The sequence below is a fragment of the Dokdonia sp. R86516 genome, from assembly GCF_044596715.1.
GTDB lineage: Bacteria > Bacteroidota > Bacteroidia > Flavobacteriales > Flavobacteriaceae > Dokdonia.
Map to the genome: position 1 here is coordinate 1883888 of NZ_CP138998.1, position 22104 is coordinate 1905991.

Here is a 22104-nt window from a genome sequence, read left to right on the forward strand (position 1 = left end):
TGTAATCCCTTTGTTAACGAGGTTTTAGCGTGATGATTAAATAAATAGGGCTAGTAGAATTATAGGGCGAGGATGGTTGAGTACGCTTTCGCGAAAGCGTAAAAAAAAAGTATAATTATTTTCTAATTAAATAAACTTACTAGCAAAATACTCACCACGGCAAGTGCAATACCTATCCAGTTTTTGAGGAGAAGTTTTTCCTTAAAAAACAAGATTCCTATAAAGGTACTTACCATCACAATGGCAACATTGTTTATGGTAAAAAGTGTAGAGCTATCAAATCTTGGATCTCGCAAAGCCTGTACAAGCATATAGATAGAAAAATAGTTAGGTATACCCAGGCAGACACCTGCCACAATATTTTTGAGCTTAAATGTAAATGTCTTAGTGATGATTTGATACCCTATAATTAAAAAGCCAATACAAGCAGCGGCGCCAAAGATAGTTGCGCTAAAAATGGGTACATCTCCATTACTTACATAAGCACCCTCTATAAATTTAAGACTAGTATCTATCGCGCCACTACCTAAGAACACAAGAATTGGGAAGATCAGGTTTTCTTTCTTTATAGCAATCCCATCTTTTGCTTTTACAGAGGCAAGATAAACGGCTATTAAAGCAAGTATAATCCCAATGCTTTTGTAGAGCCCTAGCGACTCGTTGTAATAGAAAACGCCAAAAAGTATGGGAATCCCTACACTCATCTTGGTCGCAACCGATACCACAGAGAGTCCACTCTTTTGTGTAGTGTATGCCATTAAGTTAAATACGATAATAAAGAGCACACCTAGCCCAGCAGATGCATAAAACCACTCTTGCTCTGGGACTTGTGCTAGTGTCGTATCGCCCTCATAAAACAAGATGCCACAAGTAAAGGCCACCACATAGTTTACGATAATAGCTTGTAGCGTATTTACTTCAAATTTTGAAAATAACTTGAAGATTACAAATATGAGACTGGAAGCCGCTATGCTTAGTAATAAGTAAATCAAGAGTCGTTGCGTGTGTAAGTATCTAACCTGTCACCTTGTATGTGTTGACTAGATTGTAGTGTAAATTGGCTTGTTTTCTTGGGAGCCTCCGTGCCGGCATTAAAGTTTGTAAGGCCAGTAAATACGCTAGCCTCATCCCATAAAGCCGCGTCTATAAAACGTTGTAGGGTAGCAGCGCCACCCTCTACAATAACAGATTGTATGTTATGCTCAAAAAGTTCTTTACAGATGCTTTTTGGGTCACTGTTATTAAGCACTATTGTAGGTGCTTCATTATTAAATATGTGTAACTCCTCAGGTAGGTTGCCTTGTGTGTCAATCACAATTCTGGTCGGATTGCTGCCGTGCCAGTCACGTGTGGTAAGTGTAGGATTATCTTTTATAACGGTCTTGCCGCCCACTAAAATGCCCATCTCCTCGCTACGTAGTTTGTGCACTAGTTGTCTAGAGTGGGAATTTGTAATCCACACCGGTTCTTGCTTATCTCTGCTAGCAGGAGCTATAAAACCATTTGCGGTTTCGGCCCATTTTAAAATTATAAATGGTCGCCTCTCATTGTGATAGGTAAAGAAACGTTTATTTACCTCTTGACATTCTTTTTCAAGCACGCCTACGGTAACATCAACTCCAGCTTGCATAAGTTTTTTTATGCCAGCGCCGGCTACTTTGGCAAAAGGGTCTATGGTGCCTATCACTACCCGTTTAATTCCTGAGTCTATAACGAGATCTGCACAAGGAGGGGTTTTTCCCCAGTGTGAGCAAGGTTCTAGAGATACGTATAAGGTAGATTTGGCAATGAGTTCTGGGGTATTCGCTTTCGCGAAAGCAATACAATTTACCTCTGCGTGAGGACCGCCATATGCACTTGTATAGCCTTCTGCAATAATCGTGTTATTGTGCACAAGTACGGCTCCTACCGAGGGGTTAGGCATTGCTGCCGGAAGCCCATTTTTTGCAAGGGCAATACATCTTTTTATATAGGTGTTGTGTATCTTCACATCGCAAAAGTAAACGTTTAATTGTGATGAACAAACCAATCATTAGACCTATTCAAAAGGAAGATAATGCACAGGTAGCAGCCTTAGTGCGTAAGGTAATTTTAGATATGGGCGCTCCAAAGGAAGGAACTGCTTATGCAGATGCGGCGTTACATACGATGTATGAGCATTACGATAGGCCTAAAGCTGCCTATTTTGTGGTAGAAGATAATGGTACGGTAATAGGCTGTGCGGGCATCGCACAACTTGATAATTATGATGGTAATGTGTGCGAGTTGCAAAAGATGTACTTCTTAGAAGAAGCACGAGGCAAGGGTTTAGGGTCGGCTATGATGAAGAAGTGCCTAGATACGGCTCGTGATTTTGGATTTGAGCAATGCTATCTGGAGACGATGCCCTATATGGAGGCAGCACAAAAATTATACAAGCGCACCGGCTTTGACTATATAGATGGGCCTATGGGTAATACAGGTCACTTTTCGTGTCCCGTTCATATGCTTATAAAACTATGAGTATAGACGATTTTCGCGCAGATTTCAGGAAGCAACTGGCCGCACTTTATGAGCCAGAAGAGGTCGAGAACCTATGTTTCTTAACACTTGAGCACGTATTAAAAATGAATAGGGTTGAGATCTCGCTTTCGCGAAAGCAAAACATACACCCATCACAACGTAAAGAGCTTGAAGAAATAACAGCTAGACTGTCTAAGAGTGAGCCTATACAATATATTACAGGTAGCTCGTCATTTTACGGGCTTGACTTTCAGGTAAATCCTGCTACGTTAATACCTAGGCCAGAAACCGAAGAACTCGTTGCCTGGATTATTGATGATGTGGCACAAGGTCTAATAAAAGAGGAAGCCAAAGATACGCTACGTCTTTTAGACATAGGTACAGGTTCTGGTTGTATAGCAATTACACTTGCAAAAAATATCAATAAAGCAACAGTAGAAGCGGTAGATATCTCCCAGAATGCACTTGCCACAGCATATCAAAATGCTAAGGCAAATGGCGTGAAAGTAGACTTTTATAATCAGAACATCCTCGAGACGCAAGCCCTCGATGAAGTTTATAATGTTATCGTGAGTAACCCGCCGTATGTGCGTGAGCAAGAAAAGGCAATGATGAGAGAAAACGTGCTGAGCAATGAGCCAGATAGTGCACTATTTGTTTCAGATCAAGATCCTCTTATTTTTTATAGAAAGATTGGTGAGCTGGCGAGTAAAAGCTTAGCACCTGCGGGAGCTCTATATTTTGAGATTAATGAATATCTGGGTAGAGAGACTGTAGCGTTATTAAAAAATATAGGCTTTACAGACGTTGTGCTTAGAAAAGATATGTTTGGTAAAGATAGGATGATAAAGGCGTGTATGGCTTAAACCTAAGTGCGTTTAAATATCAAAACAATTGTTAGAAAAAAAGAAATCGTATGAAGTTAGCATCTATTTGTGTGTACTGTGGTAGCAGTGCAGGAACTGATCCAGAGATTATAAACCAAGCGCGCTTGCTAGGAGCCACACTGGCAAAAAAGGATAAGACACTCGTATACGGTGCTGCCAAAATAGGGGTTATGGGAGCCGTTGCTCAGGGCGCTCTTGATGCAAATGGTAAAGTGATTGGGGTGATTCCGGCATTTTTACAAATTAAAGAAGTGGTGCATACAGGCCTTACAGAGCTTATAGTAAATGAGACAATGCACGAGCGCAAGATGAAGCTCCAAGAACTGTCTGACGGTTTTATAACACTTCCTGGTGGTTTTGGAACGATGGAAGAGCTTTTTGAGGTGCTTACTTGGAGCCAGCTAGCTTTGCATAAAAAGCCTGTGGGGATGCTCAATGTAAATGGCTTTTATGATGATCTTCTAAGTGCGCTTAAAAATATGGTAGACAAAGGTTTTCTTAAACAAGAAAATTATGACATCCTTCTTGTAGACACTACCATTGATGGTCTTCTAGATCAGATGGAGAACTTTGAGCCTATGGCAATGCCTAAGTGGTTAAAATCATCACTAGAGGCAAAAAAGTAATAACGCTCTTGTGGGTTGTGCGCAAAACGGTATGCTTTACGGCGTTTTAGTTTTTAATAAAAACTGTTTGTAAAATGGTTAATTAAACCTGCGGTATTCTCTGAGTATCGCGGGTTTAATTTTTTAATTTTGTTACTATGACAATAGAAGAGCAAATCCTCGCTTTACGCAACGAATTACAAACACATAATCATAGCTATTATGTGCTAGATACACCAACGATATCAGATTTTGATTTTGATCAAAAATTAAAGCAGCTAGAAGCGCTAGAGGCAGCTCATCCAGAATTTGACGATCCTAACTCGCCTACACATCGCGTAGGTGGTGCAGTGACTAAAAATTTTGAGACTATTGTACACGAGCATAGAATGTACTCCCTAGATAACTCCTACTCAAAGGAAGATCTTGAGGACTGGGAAGCCCGCGTAAAGAAAATGGTAGATGGTGAAGTGTATTATACCTGCGAGCTTAAGTATGATGGTGCTTCAATAAGTCTTACCTATGAAAATGGAGAGTTGCTCAGAGCTGTAACCCGTGGAGATGGATTACAGGGAGATGATGTAACTACTAATATTAAAACCATAAAGTCTGTTCCTTTAAAGTTAAAAGGAGATTATCCTCCTAAGTTTGACATACGTGGTGAGATTGTGCTTCCTTGGGACGGTTTTCACGCGATGAATGCAGAGCGTGAGGAACTAGGGTTTGAGCTATATCGTAACCCGCGTAATACCGCAAGTGGTTCTCTAAAACTTCAAGATAGTGCAGAGGTTGCAAAGCGACCATTGCAGTGCTTACTTTATAATATCACCGGTAATAATCTAGGGATAACTACCCAAATGGAAAGTTTGCGAAAAGCTAGAGACTGGGGTTTTATGGTGCCAGATGCGGCAGTACTAGCAAAGAGTATTGATGAGGTGCTAGATTTTATTAATCACTGGGATAAAGCTCGTCACGACTTACCGTACGAGACAGATGGTGTTGTAGTAAAAGTAAATGGACTCCAGCAGCAAGAGGAGTTGGGGTATACGGCAAAAGCTCCGCGATGGGCTATGGCTTATAAGTTTAAAGCAGAACAGGTGTCTACCCGCTTACGCGAAATAACATACCAGGTAGGTCGTACTGGAGCCATCACACCAGTGGCAAACCTAGAACCTGTAGAGCTTGCTGGTACAACCGTTAAAAGAGCCAGCCTTCATAATGCAGATCAGATAGAACGACTAGACATACGAGAAGGTGATGAGGTGTTTGTAGAAAAAGGAGGGGAAATCATCCCAAAAATCATTGCAGTAGATCTTACAAAACGTCCAGTAGATTCTGAGCCTACCGATTATATAACTCAGTGTCCAGAATGTGATACTTCGCTTGTGCGTAAAGAGGGAGAAGCACAGCATTACTGTCCTAACGATATGGGTTGTCCACCACAAATTATAGGACGCATACAGCACTATATATCTAGAAAAGCAATGGATATAGATGGGTTAGGAGGTGAGACGGTAGCTTTACTTGTAAATGAGGGACTTATATTAAATTATGCAGATCTATATGAGCTTACAGTAGCACAGTTGCTTCCGTTAGAAAGAATGGCTCAAAAAAGTGCCGAAAACTTAGTAAATGGTGTGCAGGCCTCTGTTAAGATTCCTTTTGAGAAGGTGTTGTTTGGTTTAGGTATACGATATGTAGGAGAGACTGTTGCAAAGAAACTAGCAAAGCATTACAAATCTATTGATGCGATTATTTCGGCAACAGAGGAAGAGCTGGTTGCTGTAGATGAAATAGGAAGTAAGATTGCTGAGAGTGTAGTTGCATTTTTCGCAAAAGCGGAACATATAGCACTCATACAGCGTTTAAAATCTTACGGAGTACAGCTAGAAATTTCTGCAGAGAAGCTTGCAAGCCAGTCAGATGTGCTTGCAGGTAAGACGTTTGTGGTCTCTGGTGTGTTTGAGATGCCACGTAATGATCTTAAAAAACTTATAGAAGATAATGGCGGTAAAGTCTCGAGTTCTATCTCTAGTAAAACGACCTACGTTGTAGCCGGAGATAAGATGGGACCAAGCAAGTTACAGAAGGCAGAAAGCCTGAGCGTTCCTATTATTTCTGAGGAAGAATTCTTAAATTTAGTTATTGAATAATACTAAAATAGAAAAAGGAAGAGCATATAGAACAGCTGGTTTGATAACTGGTCTGATGATTATGCTTGTGATGGGATTTTGGGATATAACTTTATCTTTTTATCTATATCCTATCTTTTCTCTGTGTTTGTTTTTATATGAATATAAAGCTAACAATAAATTCAATGTTTTGTTTTTTGTGTTTTTGATAAGCACTAATATTACTGAAATCTTGTTTTTGTTTGATTTTCAAACTTATGTTACCATAGCTTCTATTTTTTCTGGTGTCTCATCCATTTGTTTGCTTCTTTTGCTAAGGCCTGTGCTTAAAAGAAGGTCAAAAGTTTTCTCAAGGCATTATGTGTTGGAGCTCATAATAGGGTTTTTAGGTTTTGGATTTGTGCTGGGTTATCTTATCTACTCTGTAGCTCCTCTAGTACCAGATTTAAGTATTTTTATTATTTCTGTAATTATATTTATTATCACCATTGGGGCGTACTTTTTAACTCCTAGTTATAATAAACATACTGGTAATATTTCTCTCTTCGGTATTGGCGGGGCATATATGGGAGAAATGGTTTTTGCTTTTATTTATAAATACATTTACACTGAAATTGGTTTTCTTCTAGTGGGCGCAATTATGACTATTTATTTAAAAGTAGTGCTGGCTACTTTCTTGACTAAAATTGACACTATTGCAGATTATGATGGTAGTGGGACTCGAGTATAAGAATCTACTTAACGGAGCATCTTTATTGTGATTTCATATTGCTAGTAGAAAAAGGGTCGTGTTAAGTTGTTTATTACTTTCATTATTATACTTTATGAAAACGTTCTCGTAATTAAATGTTTGTGTAAAACGCAGGTAATGTGTAAGTTAATTGATTTGAATTAATTAGCTTTGATAAATCGATAGAGCATATTACATACACGGACGTAACTATAGACTAGCGGCAATTTCAACTACGATTTTAATTGTGATTGTAGCGATGGTTTTAAGTCTTGAGGCTTCCTTTTATCTTTATCCAATATTTGGAATCTTATTGTTTATATATGTCTACAAGGCAATTGGACAATTTCACTTTCCTTTCTTGATTACGCTTATTTCAGGAATTACTGCAGAGATATTCTTTTTAATCGATTTTAATAGGTACATCTACATCGTATCTATAGCAATGGTTTTTTGCTTTTTATCAATGCTCTATGCACTAAGGGAAGTTATGCGCTTTCGAGTTGAGAACTTTCCTAAACACTTATACCTTGAGGTGTTATTGGGAGTTTTTTCGGTGACTACTTTTATTGGTTATTTAGCTTATGAGATACTTCCGGAAATAGTTCATTTAACCGTCTTTTTGATCTCATTTGCTGGGTTGCTTGTTTTTATTACATTGCTGTATGCAATTCCATTGTTTAATAAGCATCCGTCAAACCTTTTATTGACCTTTGTTGCTACTGCAGTGCTGGTAGAGTCTGCTTTTGCATTTATTTACACCTATATTCTTGATATTCATTTTTTTCTTTTAGTTACCCTTTTTTGTGCTGGGATAGCCAAAGTTATGTTTGCTATGTTTCTAACGCGACTAGAAAACACTAAGAAAATAGATAAGGAGTATATATAATACCCCAGAATTATTTTTCATTTTAATATTTAAAAAAGAATGATGATGCTATAAGATTTATATGTCTAGCACCAGACTTGATGATTCAAGGTTTTTTGATTCATCAAGATAGAAATCTATTCTGCCTAGGTTGATGCCTCCCCAGCCTACTTGATTAACTAGTACAAACTTTTCATTTTTGTTCTGAACGATTGTTGGTTTTTCTAAGAATGTGTGGGTGTGTCCGCCTATTATTAAATCAATTCCAGAGGTTTTTGCAGCAAGCGTTAAGTCAGAGATTTTGCTATCATTCTTATAAGAATACCCTAGATGCGACAAACAAATTACTATATCACATTGTTCTTTGTTTCTTAGTGCATCTACAGTGTCTGTGGTTAGCTCTATCGGATCGAGGTAGGAAGTCTCTTTAAACATTGTTTTATTTACAAGTCCGCTGAGTTGTATTCCTACTCCAAAAACGCCTATGCGTACTCCATCTTTTACAAAAACTTTATAGGGCTTTGTTAGACCATCCATAATGGTGTTTGAGAAGTCATAGTTAGACGAAAGTAGTTCAAATGACGCATTAGGCATCTGAGCAGCAAGACCGCCTATTCCATTATCAAAGTCATGATTACCTATCGTTGCCGCATCATATCCCATCATAGACATAAGCTTAAACTCTAGTTCTCCACCATAAAAGTTAAAGTATGGAGTGCCTTGAAAGATATCTCCCGCGTCTAGAAGAAGTGTGTTTGGATTTTCTTTGCGCACATTTTGAATAATGTTCATCCTACGCGCTGCACCACCTAGATTTGCATATTTAGGATCATTAGAAGGAAAGGGTTCTACATGACTATGAACATCATTAGTGTGAAGTATGGTGATGTGCTTTTTGTTTGGCTCTAAGAGTGAATTGCTATTCATTCCCATAGTTAACCCTCCTAACCCTATGAGGCTACTAGCAGCTGCAGTTTGTTTTAAAAATTTTCTACGTATCATTTGCTATCTCTTGTAAATCTATTATCTCTCACTGGTGCTATGGTGTCGTATTTCTTAAAGTAATCTATAAGTACATTTCTAATTTTATAATCTAAACGAAGTACACTTATAGGGTTTTCAAAAAAGGTCATGTTATCTCCACCATTCATCAGGTAGTCATTTGTGGCGATAAAGTAAGTGTTATTGTCAGTAACATCTTCTCCTTGGATAAGTGCTTTTTTTATTTCGCTGTCGTTTGACAGTTGAATTTCCATTCCAGAAATAGGGTGTGCAGTTCCATTTTTTAAGTATTGAAACATGGCCTTCATTTGCTTGCCACTTAACTCAACAACCACTACTTCGTTTTCAAAAGGCATTAATTCATAGGCCGTTCTCGTTGTGATTGATCCTTGGTTAAGAGCAGAGCGTATCCCTCCATAATTTAAGAGAACAGCATTAAAAGGATATCCTGCTCTTTTTTCAAAAACTGGATTTGTCATTTCAAAAACTGCATCTGCCATCATGTTTCCTACTGCTGTATTGAACTTGCCATCTTTTTTTGTGTAAGACGCAGGTGCTACAGCAAGCACACTGTCCATTTCTGCTTGTATGGCATTTTTGTAAGGATTTATAAGCGATACAATTTCAGCATTTCCTTCTGTATTATTATTTACAGTTATGAGTTCGCTTTTTATTCTTTCTGGTGCGTAGTGAACTTCTTTTTTGCATGAGACTACTGTTGTATATATAACAATAGAACTAATGATAGTTATAAGCGTTGTTCTCTTCATTTTTGTGTCATAAGTAGCAGTATATTTTGGCTACATTTGTATGAAAGTAAAGTTACATGTTTTTAAACGGATTAAAAGCAAAATCTATTCATAAGCAAATAGACAAGCAACTACGCAAACGCGATTATAAGCCTACTGGGACAAAACCGGTTGTTGTAGGATTATTACAAGACGGTACAAAGCCTTTTGATCCTGCATCTCTCAAAAAGATTCTTAAGATTTTAAATCTTTCAGAAAAAGATCTGGTGACGCTTGAGTACGGGAAAGCGTTGACTAAGGAGCAGAAAGAACTTCCGTCACTTTTCTCAGAAAAACAAATAGGGTGGAAAGGTGTATTTAAAACAGCACCTCTTGAGGATTTTAAAAAACAGCGTTTTGATATTCTTATAAGTTACTATCACACAGATGCACTTGCTCTTAGGGCAATGACGGCAATGTCTAATGCAGTTTTAAAAATAGGAGTATCTCCAGAAATGGAATCTGTAAATGATCTTACCATTCATGTAGATGATGGACAAGAGTCAGTTTTTATAAAAGAGTTTGAAAAGTATTTAAAGATTTTAAAAGTTATACATTAATGAAAGAGTTGAGAGGAACGGGTGTTGCCCTTGTAACGCCATTTCACAAAGATTTATCTGTAGATTTTGACGGGCTTACACGTCTTATAGAGCATTGTATTGCTGGAGGTATTAATTATCTAGTAGCACTAGGTACTACTGCCGAAACAGCAACACTTACCATTCAAGAAAAGAAACAGATTGTTGCTCATATAGTAAAAGTTACAAATAAACGTTTGCCTATAGTGTTAGGTGTAGGTGGTAATAATACAGCTGCAGTAGTAGAGGAGCTTAGCACGACAGATCTTGATGGGATTACAGCGATTCTCTCAGTATCGCCCGCATATAATAAGCCTACTCAAGAAGGAATATATCAGCACTTTGCAGCTATTTCAGCGGCAAGTCCTTTGCCTATCATTTTGTACAATGTGCCAGGTAGAACTTCTAGTAATATGTTGCCAGTGACTTCGGCAAGACTAGCTAGTGATTTTGAGAACATCGTGGCTATAAAGGAAGCTGTAAATGATATGGCTCAAGTATTATACTTGATACACAAGGTGCCAGAAGATTTTGTGGTGCTTTCTGGAGATGATGCACTTGCGTTATCGTTAGTATCGGCAGGTGGTAGTGGTGTTATTTCTGTAATAGGTCAAGGATTACCTTCTTATTTTTCTCAGATTATGAATGATGGTTTGAATAACGCTTTCGCGAAAGCGTACCAAAAACACTTACCGCTCCTATCAATGATAGATTTAATCTTTGAAGAAGGAAACCCCGCTGGAATCAAATCGTTATTATCTCATCAAGGAATTTGCGAGCCTTATGTGCGATTGCCATTAATGGCAGCAAGTGATGTATTACATGAAAAAATAGGTGACGCACTCTCTGTTATTCAAAAAAGTTAAACGTATCATAACAAAATAATTAGCAGGGTCAAAGCGTTTATTTTTGAGCACTATTAATTAAGTTATGTTATGTAATTGATTTTACGTAGTTTTGCCTGCTGTTTCAGACCCTTATGAAGAATATATTTTTCCTATTAGTTTCCGTAGTGTTATTGAGCTCTTGTTCAACATATCAAGATGTTCTCAAGAACGATGATATTAAAGCAAAATATGAATTTGCAGATTCCTTGTATAGTCAAGGGAAATACAAGAAAGCATTAAGGCTTTGGGATCAGATTGTTCCTTTATATAGAGGGAGACCTCAAGCAGAACGTGTTACTTTTTTATATGCAAATACTTTTTATGAACTAGGAGACTACTATGATGCTGGTTATCAGTTTGAACGTTTTGTGAAGTCATTTCCTCAGAGTACAAAAAGAGAGGAAGCTGCATTTAAGAGTGCAGAGAGTTACTATAGAAGATCGCCTAGATTTAATTTAGATCAAGGGGATACGTATATAGCACTAGAGAAGCTACAAGGATTTATCAATGAGTATCCAGATTCTGAGCAATTAGATGAGGCTAATGCAAAGGTGCAAGAGTTAAGAACTAAGCTTGAGCGCAAAGCGTATGAGATAGCAAAAGGGTACAATAAAATTGGGGCTAGTAGGCTTACTTTTCCAAATGCGATAAGTGCATTTGATAATTTCTTGCTTGATTACCCAGGCTCTATTTACAGAGAAGATGCTTTATACTGGAAGTTTAACTCTGCATACCAGCTTGCTATGGGGAGTGTAAAACGTCGTCAAGTAGAACGTTTAAAAGCTGCAAAAGCAGCTTACAATGCACTAGAAAAATATTATCCTCAAGGAAAATATGCTGATGAGGCAGCAAAGGAACTTGCAGAGATTAATGAAGCGCTGCAAGCAAATGATCTATTAAATTAAAGATGAATACTATGAATATCAAGGACATTGATGCACCATTGAGTACCACGACTATTGATAAAAATCTTGTAGATGCACCTACAAATAATATCTATGAGGCGATATCAATCATCTCAAAACGTGCTACACAAATCAACACTGAAATCAAGAAGGAATTGTCAGAAAAGTTGGATGAATTTGCAACATTTAATGATAGTCTTGAAGAGATCTTTGAGAATAAAGAACAAATAGAAGTTTCTAAGTTTTACGAGCGCCTTCCTAAAGCACATGCACTTGCAGTGCAAGAGTGGTTAGAAGATCGTATCTACCATAGAGACACAACCGCTACTGAAGAAGGAAAAAGTAACGAGTAGATAGATGTCAGTTTTAAGCGGTAAAAAAATACTTTTAGGAGTTACCGCTGGCATTGCAGCATACAAAAGCGCCAGTCTTGTGAGAGCATTCATAAAGGCTGGCGCTTCTGTGCAAGTAGTAATGACAGAGGCAGCAAAGGAATTTGTAACTCCACTTACATTGAGTACACTCTCTCGTAATCCAGTACACTCTTCATTTACAATTGAAGGAGATGAGAATGCGGTATGGACTAATCATGTAGAGTTAGGCTTATGGGCAGATCTTATGGTAATAGCTCCTGCTACGGCAAACACACTCTCAAAAATGGCAAATGGCGCCTCAGATAATTTGCTGCTTGCAACATATCTGAGTGCAAAATGTCCAGTGTATTTTGCTCCAGCAATGGATCTAGATATGTACATCCACCCTTCATCCGAAAATTCTTTTCAGAAATTACAATCCTACGGGAATGTGATGATAGAAGCCACTAGTGGTGAGCTAGCTTCTGGTCTTGTGGGAAAAGGAAGAATGGCAGAGCCAGAGGATATCGTCTCATTTATAGAGAAAGACATTCTTAATAAACTACCATTTAAAGGGAAACGTGTGATGATTACGGCTGGACCTACTTATGAAGCTATAGATCCTGTGCGTTTTATAGGAAATCATAGTAGCGGTAGAATGGGAGTAGAGCTAGCTCTTAGAGCGGCAAGTCTAGGTGCTCAAGTAGATTTAATACTTGGACCTAGTGCAATTAAAGTGTCAAACAGTGCAATTACTGTGCATAATGTAGTCTCTGGGCAGCAAATGTATGATGCGGCACATGCGATCTTTAATGATGTTGATGTGGCAATAGCATCTGCCGCTGTCGCAGATTATAAACCAGCTACTGTTGCCACAGAAAAAATAAAAAAGAATGATAGCTCAATGAGTATTGAATTAGTGAAAACTAAGGATATTCTAGCTTCTTTAGGTGAGATTAAAAAACATCAATACCTTCTTGGCTTTGCATTAGAAACTCAAAATGAGATTGAAAATGCACGAAAAAAATTAAAGAAAAAGAATCTTGACGGGATTGTTTTAAATTCGCTTAATGATAAAGGTGCTGGTTTTCAGACCAAAACCAATAAAATTACGTTTATTGATAAAGAAGGTACCGCAACACCATATGAGTTAAAGTCTAAGGCTGCAGTATCTATTGATATATTTGATAAAATAGCATCACAAGTACTATGAGAACCTTTACATTATTAATAGTCTTATTGTTTTCTTTAAATTCTATAGCTCAAGAGCTTAACGCTGTTGTTGTTATTAACGCAGAGCAAACTAACAAGGCAGATCTTCAGGTGTTTAAAACTCTAGAAAGATCACTTACGGAGTTTGTTAATAATACAAAGTGGACAGATCGTAGATTCAAACAGCAAGAGCGCATAGATTGTTCTTTTAATATTATCATCACCCAGCAAGATGGAAATAATTTTAGAGCTACTGTGCAAGTAGGAGCATCAAGACCTGTATATGGATCTAATTACGATACAGCTACTTTTAACTTTAATGACAAGCAGTTTGATTTTGAATACACAGAGTTTCAGCCTCTTATTTATAACCCTAATACTTTTGACTCTAACTTAGTTTCGGTTATGGCTTTTTATGCTTATACAATTATAGGTATGGATGCAAATACGTTTAAGCTTAATGATGGGGATAAGTATTTTCAAGAAGCAAAGCAAATTGTAACTACAGCTCAACCTAATAGCCAGACTGGTTGGAATCCTCAAGATGGCGCGCAATCGAGATATCGTTTAAACGAAGATTTATTGTCTCCTAACTTTAGAGAGTTTGCTGGGATTATGTATAGCTATCACCGTACAGGTTTAGATTTTATGGTTGATGATAAGAAGCGTAGTAAACAAACAATATCGACTACTTTATCTCAGTTTCAATCTTTATATAAAAAAAGGCCTAATAACTTTTTAACACGTGTGTTCTTCGATACAAAAGCGGAGGAAATCGCATCTATATTTTCTTCAGGGCCATCGGTTAATATAACATCACTTGTAGAAGTACTTAATCAAGTAGCGCCTACTAAATCTAATTTTTGGAGGCAGATTAAATTTTAAAATCAGTTATTCTAAAATAATCAATGTTTAAAATTCCCGTCTTGCGGGAATTTTTCATTAGCTTTAATCGACATTTGTAAACGTAAATAGCATTAAGATTAATTAAATATTTATAGCCATTGCTTACATCATTATCTATAAAAAATTATGCACTTATCCAGTCCGTTCAACTCAGATTTGACAAGGGTTTTACTGTAATTACTGGTGAGACTGGTGCAGGTAAATCTATACTACTGGGCGCACTGGGACTTATTACTGGTAAGCGTGCAGATATGTCAAGTGCTGGAGATGCTACACAAAAATGTATTGTAGAAGGTGTTTTTCATATAGAGGGATATCAACTTAATCCTTTTTTTAAAGAACACGATCTTGATTACGAAAGTGCGACAATAGTAAGGAGGGAGATTTTACCATCTGGAAAAAGTAGAGCATTTATAAATGACACTCCTGTAACGCTAGCGCAGCTTACAATTTTAGGATCAAGGTTAGTTGATATACATAGCCAGAATAAAACATTACAAGTAGTTGAAAATGATTTTCAATTTGAGATGATTGATACATTTTCTGACAACCTCAAATTACTGGGACAATACAAAGAGTCTTTTAAAGCTTGGAAAGCACTACAGAGCGAGCTAAAGGAATTGTTAGAAAAGAAAAAGCAAGCCCAGCTAGAATATGACTATCAATCTTTCCTTTTTAATGAGCTAGATGAAGCCTCTTTAAAAGAAGGTGAGTATGAGTCTTTAGAAGAAGAACTTAATACGCTAAGTAATGCAGATGAGATTATGCAACAGCTTGCTACTGCTGTTCAAAATATCTCCCTAGATGAAAGTGGAGCAATAGATCAGCTCACGGCGGCTAGAGCATCATTATCTCGATTAAGCAGTTATGGTAATCAGTATACTGCAATTTATGAGCAGCTTAATAGTGCTCTTTTAGAACTCGAAGATATAGGAGCAACTTTAAGTGAGATGTCTGATGCGGTAGATGCAGATCCTCTTGCATTAGAGCGACTTAATAATAGAATGCAATTACTGCACTCGCTACTTAAAAAGCATCAAGTAGCCACAGTAAAAGAACTTATTGATATTAGAAACAATCTTGATAACGATTTGCAGGATATTGCAGGAGTTGATGATAAGATTGAAACGCTAGAAAATAAAATCAAAACACAATATAACAAAGCTATTAAGTTAGCAACAAAACTTCATAAAGAGCGTGCGACGGCAGCACCCCATTTAAAATCTCTTGTAGAGAAATTGTTAGTAGAACTAGGGATGCCTAATGCGCAATTTCAAGTATCATTAGCTACCCAAGAAGATCTTCACGCCGCAGGTAATGATACGTTAGAATTTTTATTTTCGGCAAATAAGGGAAGTGATCTCAAGCCCTTAGGAAAAGGTGCTTCTGGAGGAGAACTCTCAAGAGTTATGCTCGCTCTGAAGTCTGTACTAAGTAAACACAAACAGTTGCCTACACTCATTTTTGATGAAATAGATACTGGAGTAAGCGGAGATATTGCTGTGAAGATGGGTGGTATACTTAAAAAAATGGGTCGCACCATGCAGCTCATAAGTATAACTCACTTACCACAAATAGCCGGACAAGGTGCTTCTCATTTTAAAGTGTATAAGAAAGACACAGATGAGCGCACTCAGACATTTATCGAGCAGCTAGATGAAGATGGTCGTATAGTGGAGATAGCGGCAATGCTAGGTGGTAGCCAGCAAAGTCAAGCCGCAATAGATCACGCAAAAAATTTACTTAATTAGGGTTGTTTGCACAGAAACTACGATATTTACACTCTTTTAGCAACAACAAGCTAGAGAGCATAACAAAACACATCAAACCATTAATAATATTATGAGTTATAATTTACTTAAAGGAAAACGCGGAATTATTTTTGGAGCATTGGATCCTAATTCAATCGCTTGGAAAACCGCAGAGCGTGTGCACGAAGAAGGAGGGACTTTTGTTCTTACAAACGCACCTATCGCTATGCGTATGGGACAAATTAATGACCTTGCCGAAAAGACAGGTTCAGAAATTATACCTGCAGACGCAACCTCTCTAGAAGATCTTGAAAATCTTGTAACTAAGGCTCAAGAAATTTTAGGTGGTAAATTAGACTTCGTTTTACACTCTATTGGAATGTCTATAAACGTACGTAAAGGTCGTGCTTACACAGACCAAAAGTATGACTGGACACAAAAGGGAACAGACGTCTCTGCAATGTCTTTCCATAAAGTGATGCAAACGCTTTATAAGCAAGATGCAATGAATGAGTGGGGAAGTATCGTTGCTCTTACCTATATGGCAGCACAGCGTGTTTTTCCAGATTATAATGACATGGCAGATAATAAGGCATACTTAGAGTCTATCGCGCGTAGCTTCGGTTACTTTTACGGTAAAGAGAAAAACGTACGTGTAAATACGATCTCTCAATCTCCTACGCCTACTACGGCTGGACAAGGGGTAAAAGGATTTGATGGGTTTATAGCTTATGCAGAAAAAATGAGCCCGTTAGGTAATGCTACAGCTCAAGATTGTGCAGATTATACTATTTCATTATTTTCAGATCTTACAAAGCGTGTGACTATGCAAAACCTTTATAATGATGGAGGTTTTAGCAACACTGGTGTGAGTAATGAGGTGATGGAATCTTTTATGAAAGCAGAAGGGCACGAATAGATTTTTATTTTTTACGCTTTCGCGAAAGCGTACTAATATCACATTAAAACCATCGACACATCCTCGATGGTTTTTTATTGCTTCCCTATGGTGTAACCGTTAGCTTTGTCTTAATATGCAATTATCTTATTCTTTTATTGTACCCGTTTTTAATCGCCCAGATGAAATCGCCGAATTACTAGCAAGTTTTGACGCGCAAGAATCTACAATACCTTACGAGATAGTAATCATTGAAGACGGATCTACAATCTCTTGCGAGGATGAAATTGCTGCATTTCCCCATCTAGATATAACATATTTACCAAAACCGAATTCTGGACCAGGAAGCTCTCGTAACTATGGAATGCAACGAGCTCGTGGTAATTACTTTATAATTTTAGATTCTGATTGCATACTGCCTCCATCATATGTGGGTGTTATGGATGAACAATTACAGAAAAATTATGTAGACTGTTTTGGAGGTCCAGACGCTGCGCACCCTGATTTTTCTAATTTACAAAAGGCAATAAGTTATAGTATGACCTCTCTGTTCACCACTGGCGGAATAAGAGGTGGAGGAGAAGATACAGGCAAATTCCAGCCTAGAAGTTTTAATATGGGTCTCTCTAAAAAAGCATTTGAGGCAAGTGGAGGTTTTGGGAATATCCACCCAGGTGAAGATCCAGATTTAGTATTGAGGTTATGGAAACTTAATTTTAAAACAGCACTTATTCCACAAGCTTTTGTATATCACAAACGCCGCATTTCTTGGAAGAAATTTTATATACAAGTAAATAAATTTGGACTTGTGCGGCCTATCTTAAATAAATGGCATCCCACTACGGCCAAAATAACGTACTGGTTTCCTACACTCTTTATGTTAGGACTTGTTGTGGGCTTAGTGCTTCTTTTAGCGGGATATTATCTTGCAATAAGTTTTTATGCACTATACACTGCTCTCATATTTTTACATGCCTCTATTATTAATAAAAGTATAGCTATTGGATTACTTAGTGTAATGGCCACATTTATACAGTTTTATGGTTATGGTACAGGCTTTCTGGCTTCTACAATGCAAATTAAATGGTTAGGCAAGGAGCCCCGCAAGCGGTATCCACACCTTTTTTTTAGTACATTAGAGGGGTAAAACGATTTGTAATTTATGTCTAAGGGAATTAAGATTAATAGTGTAACTGCGCGAGAATTCTTTTTCTTCCTCTTGCTTACTACCATTGTCGCTGCTCTTATAAAGCTTTCAAAAACATACAATACACAATACGAAGTAGCACTAAGCGTCACAGATGTTCCACTGGATAGAACGATACAAACCATAGCGCCGGAGCTTATTAAAATACAAACAGAGGGATCTGGATTCTCTTTACTTGCAAATGCATTAGATGCTCCAGTGGCGGCAATACCTTATGATCAATTAGATCAAGTGTCTAAAAGGGACTTTGTGTTTAATACAAATGGAAACCAGCAAGTGATCAAAAGTGTTATGAATGGTGATCTGTCTATACTATCGATGACACCTTCTCAAATTACTATAACAATAGATTCTGTTGCATCAAAACAGGTCCCGGTGATATCCAAGGCGACCCTTGACTATAAAAGTGGTTATGGAGGACGTAATAAAATGGCTATAGTACCAGACAGTGTTACCGTTGTTGGTCCTAGTTCGTTGTTATCAAACATACGTTTCATTCCCACAGAACAAAAGGAAATTTTAAATATCAACACAGATCTTTCAGAAAAAGTGCAGCTATCACTTGATGCCCTGCCAGATGAACTTAAGATATCTCATAAGTCGATAACACTACATCAAGAAATTGCAAAATTTACAGAAGGTAAAATTACGGTACCTATAACTGTATTAAATGATCCGGAGAAGCGTGTAAAAATCTTACCAAAAACGGCCGAAATTATTTACCTGGTAGAACTTGAGAATTTTGAAAGTATAACACCATCAGACTTTTTAGTGACTTGTGATTATGCTACAGCAAGTAATGCAGACGCATATTTAACGCTCAAAATTGCTAGAGAACCTAAAGGAGTTAAGTCTGTACGACTTATTAATAAGCAAGTTAAATTTATTGTAGTAAACTAAGAGTATGATTATTGTAGGTCTCACAGGAGGAATAGGAAGTGGTAAAACAACAATAGGTTCGTTTTTTAACGAGCTAGGAGTGCCCATTTATATTGCAGACGTGGAGGCTAAGAAACTCATGAACACAGATGAGGTCTTAATAAAGCAAATTACATTTTTACTAGGCGATCAGTCTTATATAGACGGTAAGCTAAATAGAGCTTATATCGCAAATGAGGTGTTTAGTAGTCCTAAACTATTAAAAAGGCTTAATAGCATAGTGCATCCGGCAGTAAAAAAACATTTTTTAAAATGGGCTTCAGAACAAAACGCTCCTTACGTTATTAAAGAAGTAGCTATACTTTTTGAAAATGGCGGTCACCTAGATTGTGATTATACTATTTTAGTTACTGCTCCAAAAAGCGATCGAATTGCACGTGTTATGAAGAGGGATCAAGCGTCAGAAAATGACGTAATTAAACGCATGAATTCACAATGGACAGATAATCGTAAGACCGCTATGGCAGATGTACTCATAGAAAATGAGTTTTTAGACTTGTCCAAAGACGCTGTAGGTCGCATTCACACTCACATTATGATGCGCATTAGTAGGGGATGGAAGTAGTAAAATAGCTGCTTGTTAACATTTGGTTAAACCGAATCGGCTTCAAATGTTAAAATCTTACTTTTGGATAGTGAATAAAAAACTGTTTTACTTATTAATCATTCTTATGAGTCTTTCACTCATAGGAATCATCTTTGTTCAAGGTTATTGGATAACAAGTAGTGTTGAGACAAAGCGAGAGCAATTTAGCTTTAATGCTAGACAAGCTTTATCTGCCGTTGTAGATAAAATTGAAAACAGAGAATTGGAAGATTACTATTACCCTGTGCAGAATATGGTAGATAGTATTGGTGTGCCGGATGATCTTACATTTGATGAGTATTTTTATCTAAATGAGGATCTAGTAAATAATGAACTTATTCTTTATACAAGCGGTATTCTTCAAGAAGATTTTAAAATAACAGCACCTGGTTTTATAGGTGAAAAAGGTGATAGTATTGCCTTTAAACGTTATGCAAACAGAAAGTCTACTCAAATTATAAGAAAGAATAACGTAGAAGGAGGAGAAGAAACCACCTCAAATAGAATACAAGAGTTTTCACGTCTTATTGACTATGAGAAGTTTAGATTTTCTGATATAGTGAGTGAGATAGCGACTAAGATTCCTATTCATAAAAGACTAACTGCAGAAGAAATAGAAAGACTGTTAACGATAGAGCTTGCAGAGAGAAATCTAGAAACAGATTTTGATTTTGGAGTGTATAGTAATGATTTACTTACTAAGGTAAGATCAGAAAATTTTAAATTTAGAAAATCTGCTCCAGGATATAGCGAGCCAATATTTCTATATAATCAAGACTTAAGTGACTACTCATTATATGTACAGTTTCCAGGGGAAAAGAAGTTTGTAATTTCTTCTATTTTAGGAATGGCTGGCCTGTCTATAATATTTACACTCATTATCGTTATAGCATATTCAAGCGCATTACATCAACTTAATAAGCAGCGTCAAATCTCTCAAATAAAAACAGATTTTATAAATAATATGACGCATGAGTTTAAAACGCCTATAGCAACTATAAACCTTGCATTAGATGCCCTTAAAAACTCAAAAATAAGTGCTAATCCCGAAAAGGTTAGTTATTATCAAGGACTTATAAGAGAAGAAAATAAAAGAATGCATGGTCAAGTAGAAAACGTTTTACGTATTTCAAAACTTGAAAAGAATGAACTAGATATTCAAAAGGAACGTTTAGATATGCATGAACTAGTAGAAGACGCTAGCAATCACGTCCTATTAATAGTAGAAGATCGCGGCGGTTATATAGATCTTCATCTAGATGCAGAGCGTACACCAGTACTAGCAAATGAGTCACACTTTACTAATGTTTTAGTAAATATTATGGATAATGCTGTAAAGTATACTCCAGAAGATAGAGCGCCAGAGGTTGACGTCTATACAGAAAACACAAAGGACTCAATTATCATCAAGATTAAAGACAAAGGTGATGGTATGACCAAGGCAGTACAGAAAAAAGTATTTGACAAATTTTATCGTGAGCACACAGGAGACATACATAATGTAAAAGGCCACGGATTGGGACTTGCCTACGCAAAAAGAATCGTAGATGACCACCAAGGAGAAATCTCCGTTGAAAGTGAAAAAGGAATGGGAAGTACATTCATAATCAAAATACCACTAATATCATATTAATATGGAAACTGAAAACAAAAAGATTTTACTAGTAGAGGACGATCCGAACTTCGGAACAGTTCTTAAAGATTACCTTATGATGAATGACTACAATGTCACTCATGCAAAGAACGGTATGGAAGGATTTGAAAAATTCAAAAAAGACGATTACGATCTTTGTATCCTCGATGTAATGATGCCTTATAAAGACGGATTTACACTAGCCAAAGAGATAAGAGAGAAGAATGAAGATATTCCTATCATCTTTTTGACAGCTAAGGCGCTAAAAGAAGATGTCCTTAAAGGATATAAAGTAGGAGCAGATGACTACTTAAACAAGCCATTTGATAGTGAAGTCCTTCTTATGAAAATTAAGGCAATCATACAGCGTAAATCTGTTGATTCTGTTGCAGATTCTAAGCAGTTTGAATTCAATATTGGTAACTTCCACTTAAATTCAAAGCTACGTTTCTTAACGTATAAAGAAGAAGAGCCTATAAAATTATCTCCTAAGGAAAATGAGTTATTACGCATGCTTGCACTTCATGAAAATGATTTAATGCCACGTGAACTAGCCCTTACAAAAATCTGGAGAGATGATAATTACTTTACATCTAGAAGTATGGATGTATATATTGCAAAACTACGTAAGTACCTTAAAAAGGATGACCTTGTAGAGATCTTAAACATACACGGAGAGGGATTCCGTCTGGTTGTGAAGAAAGACGACTAATAGCCAATATCGGTATAAACGAT

General features: G+C 37.1%; 23 protein-coding genes. 19 read left to right on the forward strand and 4 right to left on the reverse strand.

What is annotated here, in order from left to right:
* Positions 1 to 122: 122 nt before the first annotated feature.
* Positions 123 to 992 carry an EamA family transporter gene (locus SJY23_RS08560; protein ID WP_396596019.1) on the reverse strand — a complete coding sequence of 290 codons (870 nt, stop codon included), beginning with the start codon at positions 990 to 992 and terminating at the stop codon, positions 123 to 125.
* A complete protein-coding gene (ribD, locus tag SJY23_RS08565; RefSeq protein WP_396596020.1) occupies positions 989 to 1990 on the reverse strand; it encodes a bifunctional diaminohydroxyphosphoribosylaminopyrimidine deaminase/5-amino-6-(5-phosphoribosylamino)uracil reductase RibD in 1002 nt (333 codons plus the stop codon). Before ribD ends, SJY23_RS08560 begins: the two co-directional genes overlap by 4 nt.
* A 26-nt stretch (positions 1991 to 2016) precedes the next feature.
* Here ribD and SJY23_RS08570 point away from each other — a divergent pair, with 26 nt between their 5' ends.
* The 6 genes from SJY23_RS08570 (at position 2017) to SJY23_RS08595 (ending at position 7745) form a co-directional block, all read left to right on the forward strand.
* Positions 2017 to 2502, forward strand: coding sequence for a GNAT family N-acetyltransferase (locus SJY23_RS08570; RefSeq protein WP_298348781.1), 486 nt, complete (start codon positions 2017 to 2019; stop codon positions 2500 to 2502).
* On the forward strand, positions 2499 to 3368 hold the full coding sequence (gene prmC, locus SJY23_RS08575) for a peptide chain release factor N(5)-glutamine methyltransferase (RefSeq protein WP_396596021.1): 870 nt from the start codon (positions 2499 to 2501) through the stop codon (positions 3366 to 3368). Before SJY23_RS08570 ends, prmC begins: the two co-directional genes overlap by 4 nt.
* A 50-nt stretch (positions 3369 to 3418) precedes the next feature.
* On the forward strand, positions 3419 to 4015 hold the full coding sequence (locus SJY23_RS08580) for a TIGR00730 family Rossman fold protein (RefSeq protein ID WP_396596022.1): 597 nt from the start codon (positions 3419 to 3421) through the stop codon (positions 4013 to 4015).
* 137 nt (positions 4016 to 4152) lie between these two features.
* Positions 4153 to 6147 carry an NAD-dependent DNA ligase LigA gene (ligA, locus tag SJY23_RS08585; RefSeq protein ID WP_396596023.1) on the forward strand — a complete coding sequence of 665 codons (1995 nt, stop codon included), beginning with the start codon at positions 4153 to 4155 and terminating at the stop codon, positions 6145 to 6147.
* On the forward strand, positions 6140 to 6856 hold the full coding sequence (locus SJY23_RS08590) for a hypothetical protein (protein ID WP_396596024.1): 717 nt from the start codon (positions 6140 to 6142) through the stop codon (positions 6854 to 6856). Before ligA ends, SJY23_RS08590 begins: the two co-directional genes overlap by 8 nt.
* 247 nt (positions 6857 to 7103) lie before the next feature.
* Entirely contained in the window at positions 7104 to 7745 is a 642-nt protein-coding gene (locus tag SJY23_RS08595; protein ID WP_396596025.1) for a hypothetical protein, read from the forward strand.
* 57 nt (positions 7746 to 7802) lie between these two features.
* On the opposite strand, the gene SJY23_RS08600 is transcribed toward SJY23_RS08595, so the two are convergent.
* Together SJY23_RS08600 and SJY23_RS08605 are read right to left on the reverse strand one after the other, a co-directional pair.
* Positions 7803 to 8726 (reverse strand): bifunctional metallophosphatase/5'-nucleotidase, encoded by a 924-nt coding sequence (locus tag SJY23_RS08600; RefSeq protein WP_396596026.1) that lies wholly within the window; start codon positions 8724 to 8726, stop codon positions 7803 to 7805.
* A complete protein-coding gene (locus SJY23_RS08605) occupies positions 8723 to 9496 on the reverse strand; it encodes a 5'-nucleotidase C-terminal domain-containing protein (RefSeq protein ID WP_396596027.1) in 774 nt (257 codons plus the stop codon). Before SJY23_RS08605 ends, SJY23_RS08600 begins: the two co-directional genes overlap by 4 nt.
* 56 nt (positions 9497 to 9552) lie before the next feature.
* Between SJY23_RS08605 and SJY23_RS08610 the strand changes: the two genes are divergently transcribed.
* From SJY23_RS08610 to SJY23_RS08670, 13 genes are all read left to right on the forward strand, one after another.
* The gene (locus SJY23_RS08610; protein WP_396596028.1) at positions 9553 to 10074 is read left to right on the forward strand and encodes a DUF6913 domain-containing protein; all 522 of its coding nucleotides are present in this window, start codon (positions 9553 to 9555) and stop codon (positions 10072 to 10074) included.
* Entirely contained in the window at positions 10074 to 10958 is an 885-nt protein-coding gene (dapA, locus tag SJY23_RS08615) for a 4-hydroxy-tetrahydrodipicolinate synthase (protein WP_396596029.1), read from the forward strand. The genes SJY23_RS08610 and dapA overlap by 1 nt, the downstream gene beginning before the upstream one ends.
* A 113-nt stretch (positions 10959 to 11071) precedes the next feature.
* Positions 11072 to 11884 carry an outer membrane protein assembly factor BamD gene (locus SJY23_RS08620; RefSeq protein ID WP_396596030.1) on the forward strand — a complete coding sequence of 271 codons (813 nt, stop codon included), beginning with the start codon at positions 11072 to 11074 and terminating at the stop codon, positions 11882 to 11884.
* A gap of 11 nt (positions 11885 to 11895) precedes the next feature.
* A complete protein-coding gene (locus tag SJY23_RS08625) occupies positions 11896 to 12237 on the forward strand; it encodes a DNA-directed RNA polymerase subunit omega (protein WP_396596031.1) in 342 nt (113 codons plus the stop codon).
* Positions 12238 to 12241: 4 nt separating this feature from the next.
* Positions 12242 to 13450, forward strand: coding sequence for a bifunctional phosphopantothenoylcysteine decarboxylase/phosphopantothenate--cysteine ligase CoaBC (gene coaBC, locus SJY23_RS08630; RefSeq protein ID WP_396596032.1), 1209 nt, complete (start codon positions 12242 to 12244; stop codon positions 13448 to 13450).
* Positions 13447 to 14334 (forward strand): DUF4835 family protein, encoded by an 888-nt coding sequence (locus tag SJY23_RS08635; protein WP_396596033.1) that lies wholly within the window; start codon positions 13447 to 13449, stop codon positions 14332 to 14334. Before coaBC ends, SJY23_RS08635 begins: the two co-directional genes overlap by 4 nt.
* Before the next feature lie 119 nt (positions 14335 to 14453).
* Positions 14454 to 16106, forward strand: coding sequence for a DNA repair protein RecN (gene recN, locus SJY23_RS08640; RefSeq protein WP_396596034.1), 1653 nt, complete (start codon positions 14454 to 14456; stop codon positions 16104 to 16106).
* 91 nt (positions 16107 to 16197) lie between these two features.
* Positions 16198 to 17025 (forward strand): enoyl-ACP reductase, encoded by an 828-nt coding sequence (locus tag SJY23_RS08645; RefSeq protein WP_396596035.1) that lies wholly within the window; start codon positions 16198 to 16200, stop codon positions 17023 to 17025.
* A gap of 115 nt (positions 17026 to 17140) precedes the next feature.
* Positions 17141 to 18151 carry a glycosyltransferase gene (locus SJY23_RS08650; protein ID WP_396596036.1) on the forward strand — a complete coding sequence of 337 codons (1011 nt, stop codon included), beginning with the start codon at positions 17141 to 17143 and terminating at the stop codon, positions 18149 to 18151.
* Positions 18152 to 18166: 15 nt separating this feature from the next.
* The gene (locus tag SJY23_RS08655; protein WP_396596037.1) at positions 18167 to 19111 is read left to right on the forward strand and encodes a hypothetical protein; all 945 of its coding nucleotides are present in this window, start codon (positions 18167 to 18169) and stop codon (positions 19109 to 19111) included.
* Positions 19112 to 19115: 4 nt separating this feature from the next.
* Positions 19116 to 19715 (forward strand): dephospho-CoA kinase, encoded by a 600-nt coding sequence (coaE, locus tag SJY23_RS08660; protein ID WP_035334290.1) that lies wholly within the window; start codon positions 19116 to 19118, stop codon positions 19713 to 19715.
* A 106-nt stretch (positions 19716 to 19821) separates the two neighbouring features.
* Positions 19822 to 21369, forward strand: a complete 1548-nt coding sequence (locus SJY23_RS08665; RefSeq protein WP_396596038.1) for a sensor histidine kinase — start codon at positions 19822 to 19824, stop codon at positions 21367 to 21369.
* Between the two features lies 1 nt (position 21370).
* Positions 21371 to 22081: a response regulator transcription factor gene (locus tag SJY23_RS08670; protein WP_396596039.1), complete on the forward strand. Its 711-nt coding sequence runs from the start codon at positions 21371 to 21373 to the stop codon at positions 22079 to 22081.
* Positions 22082 to 22104: the final 23 nt, after the last annotated feature.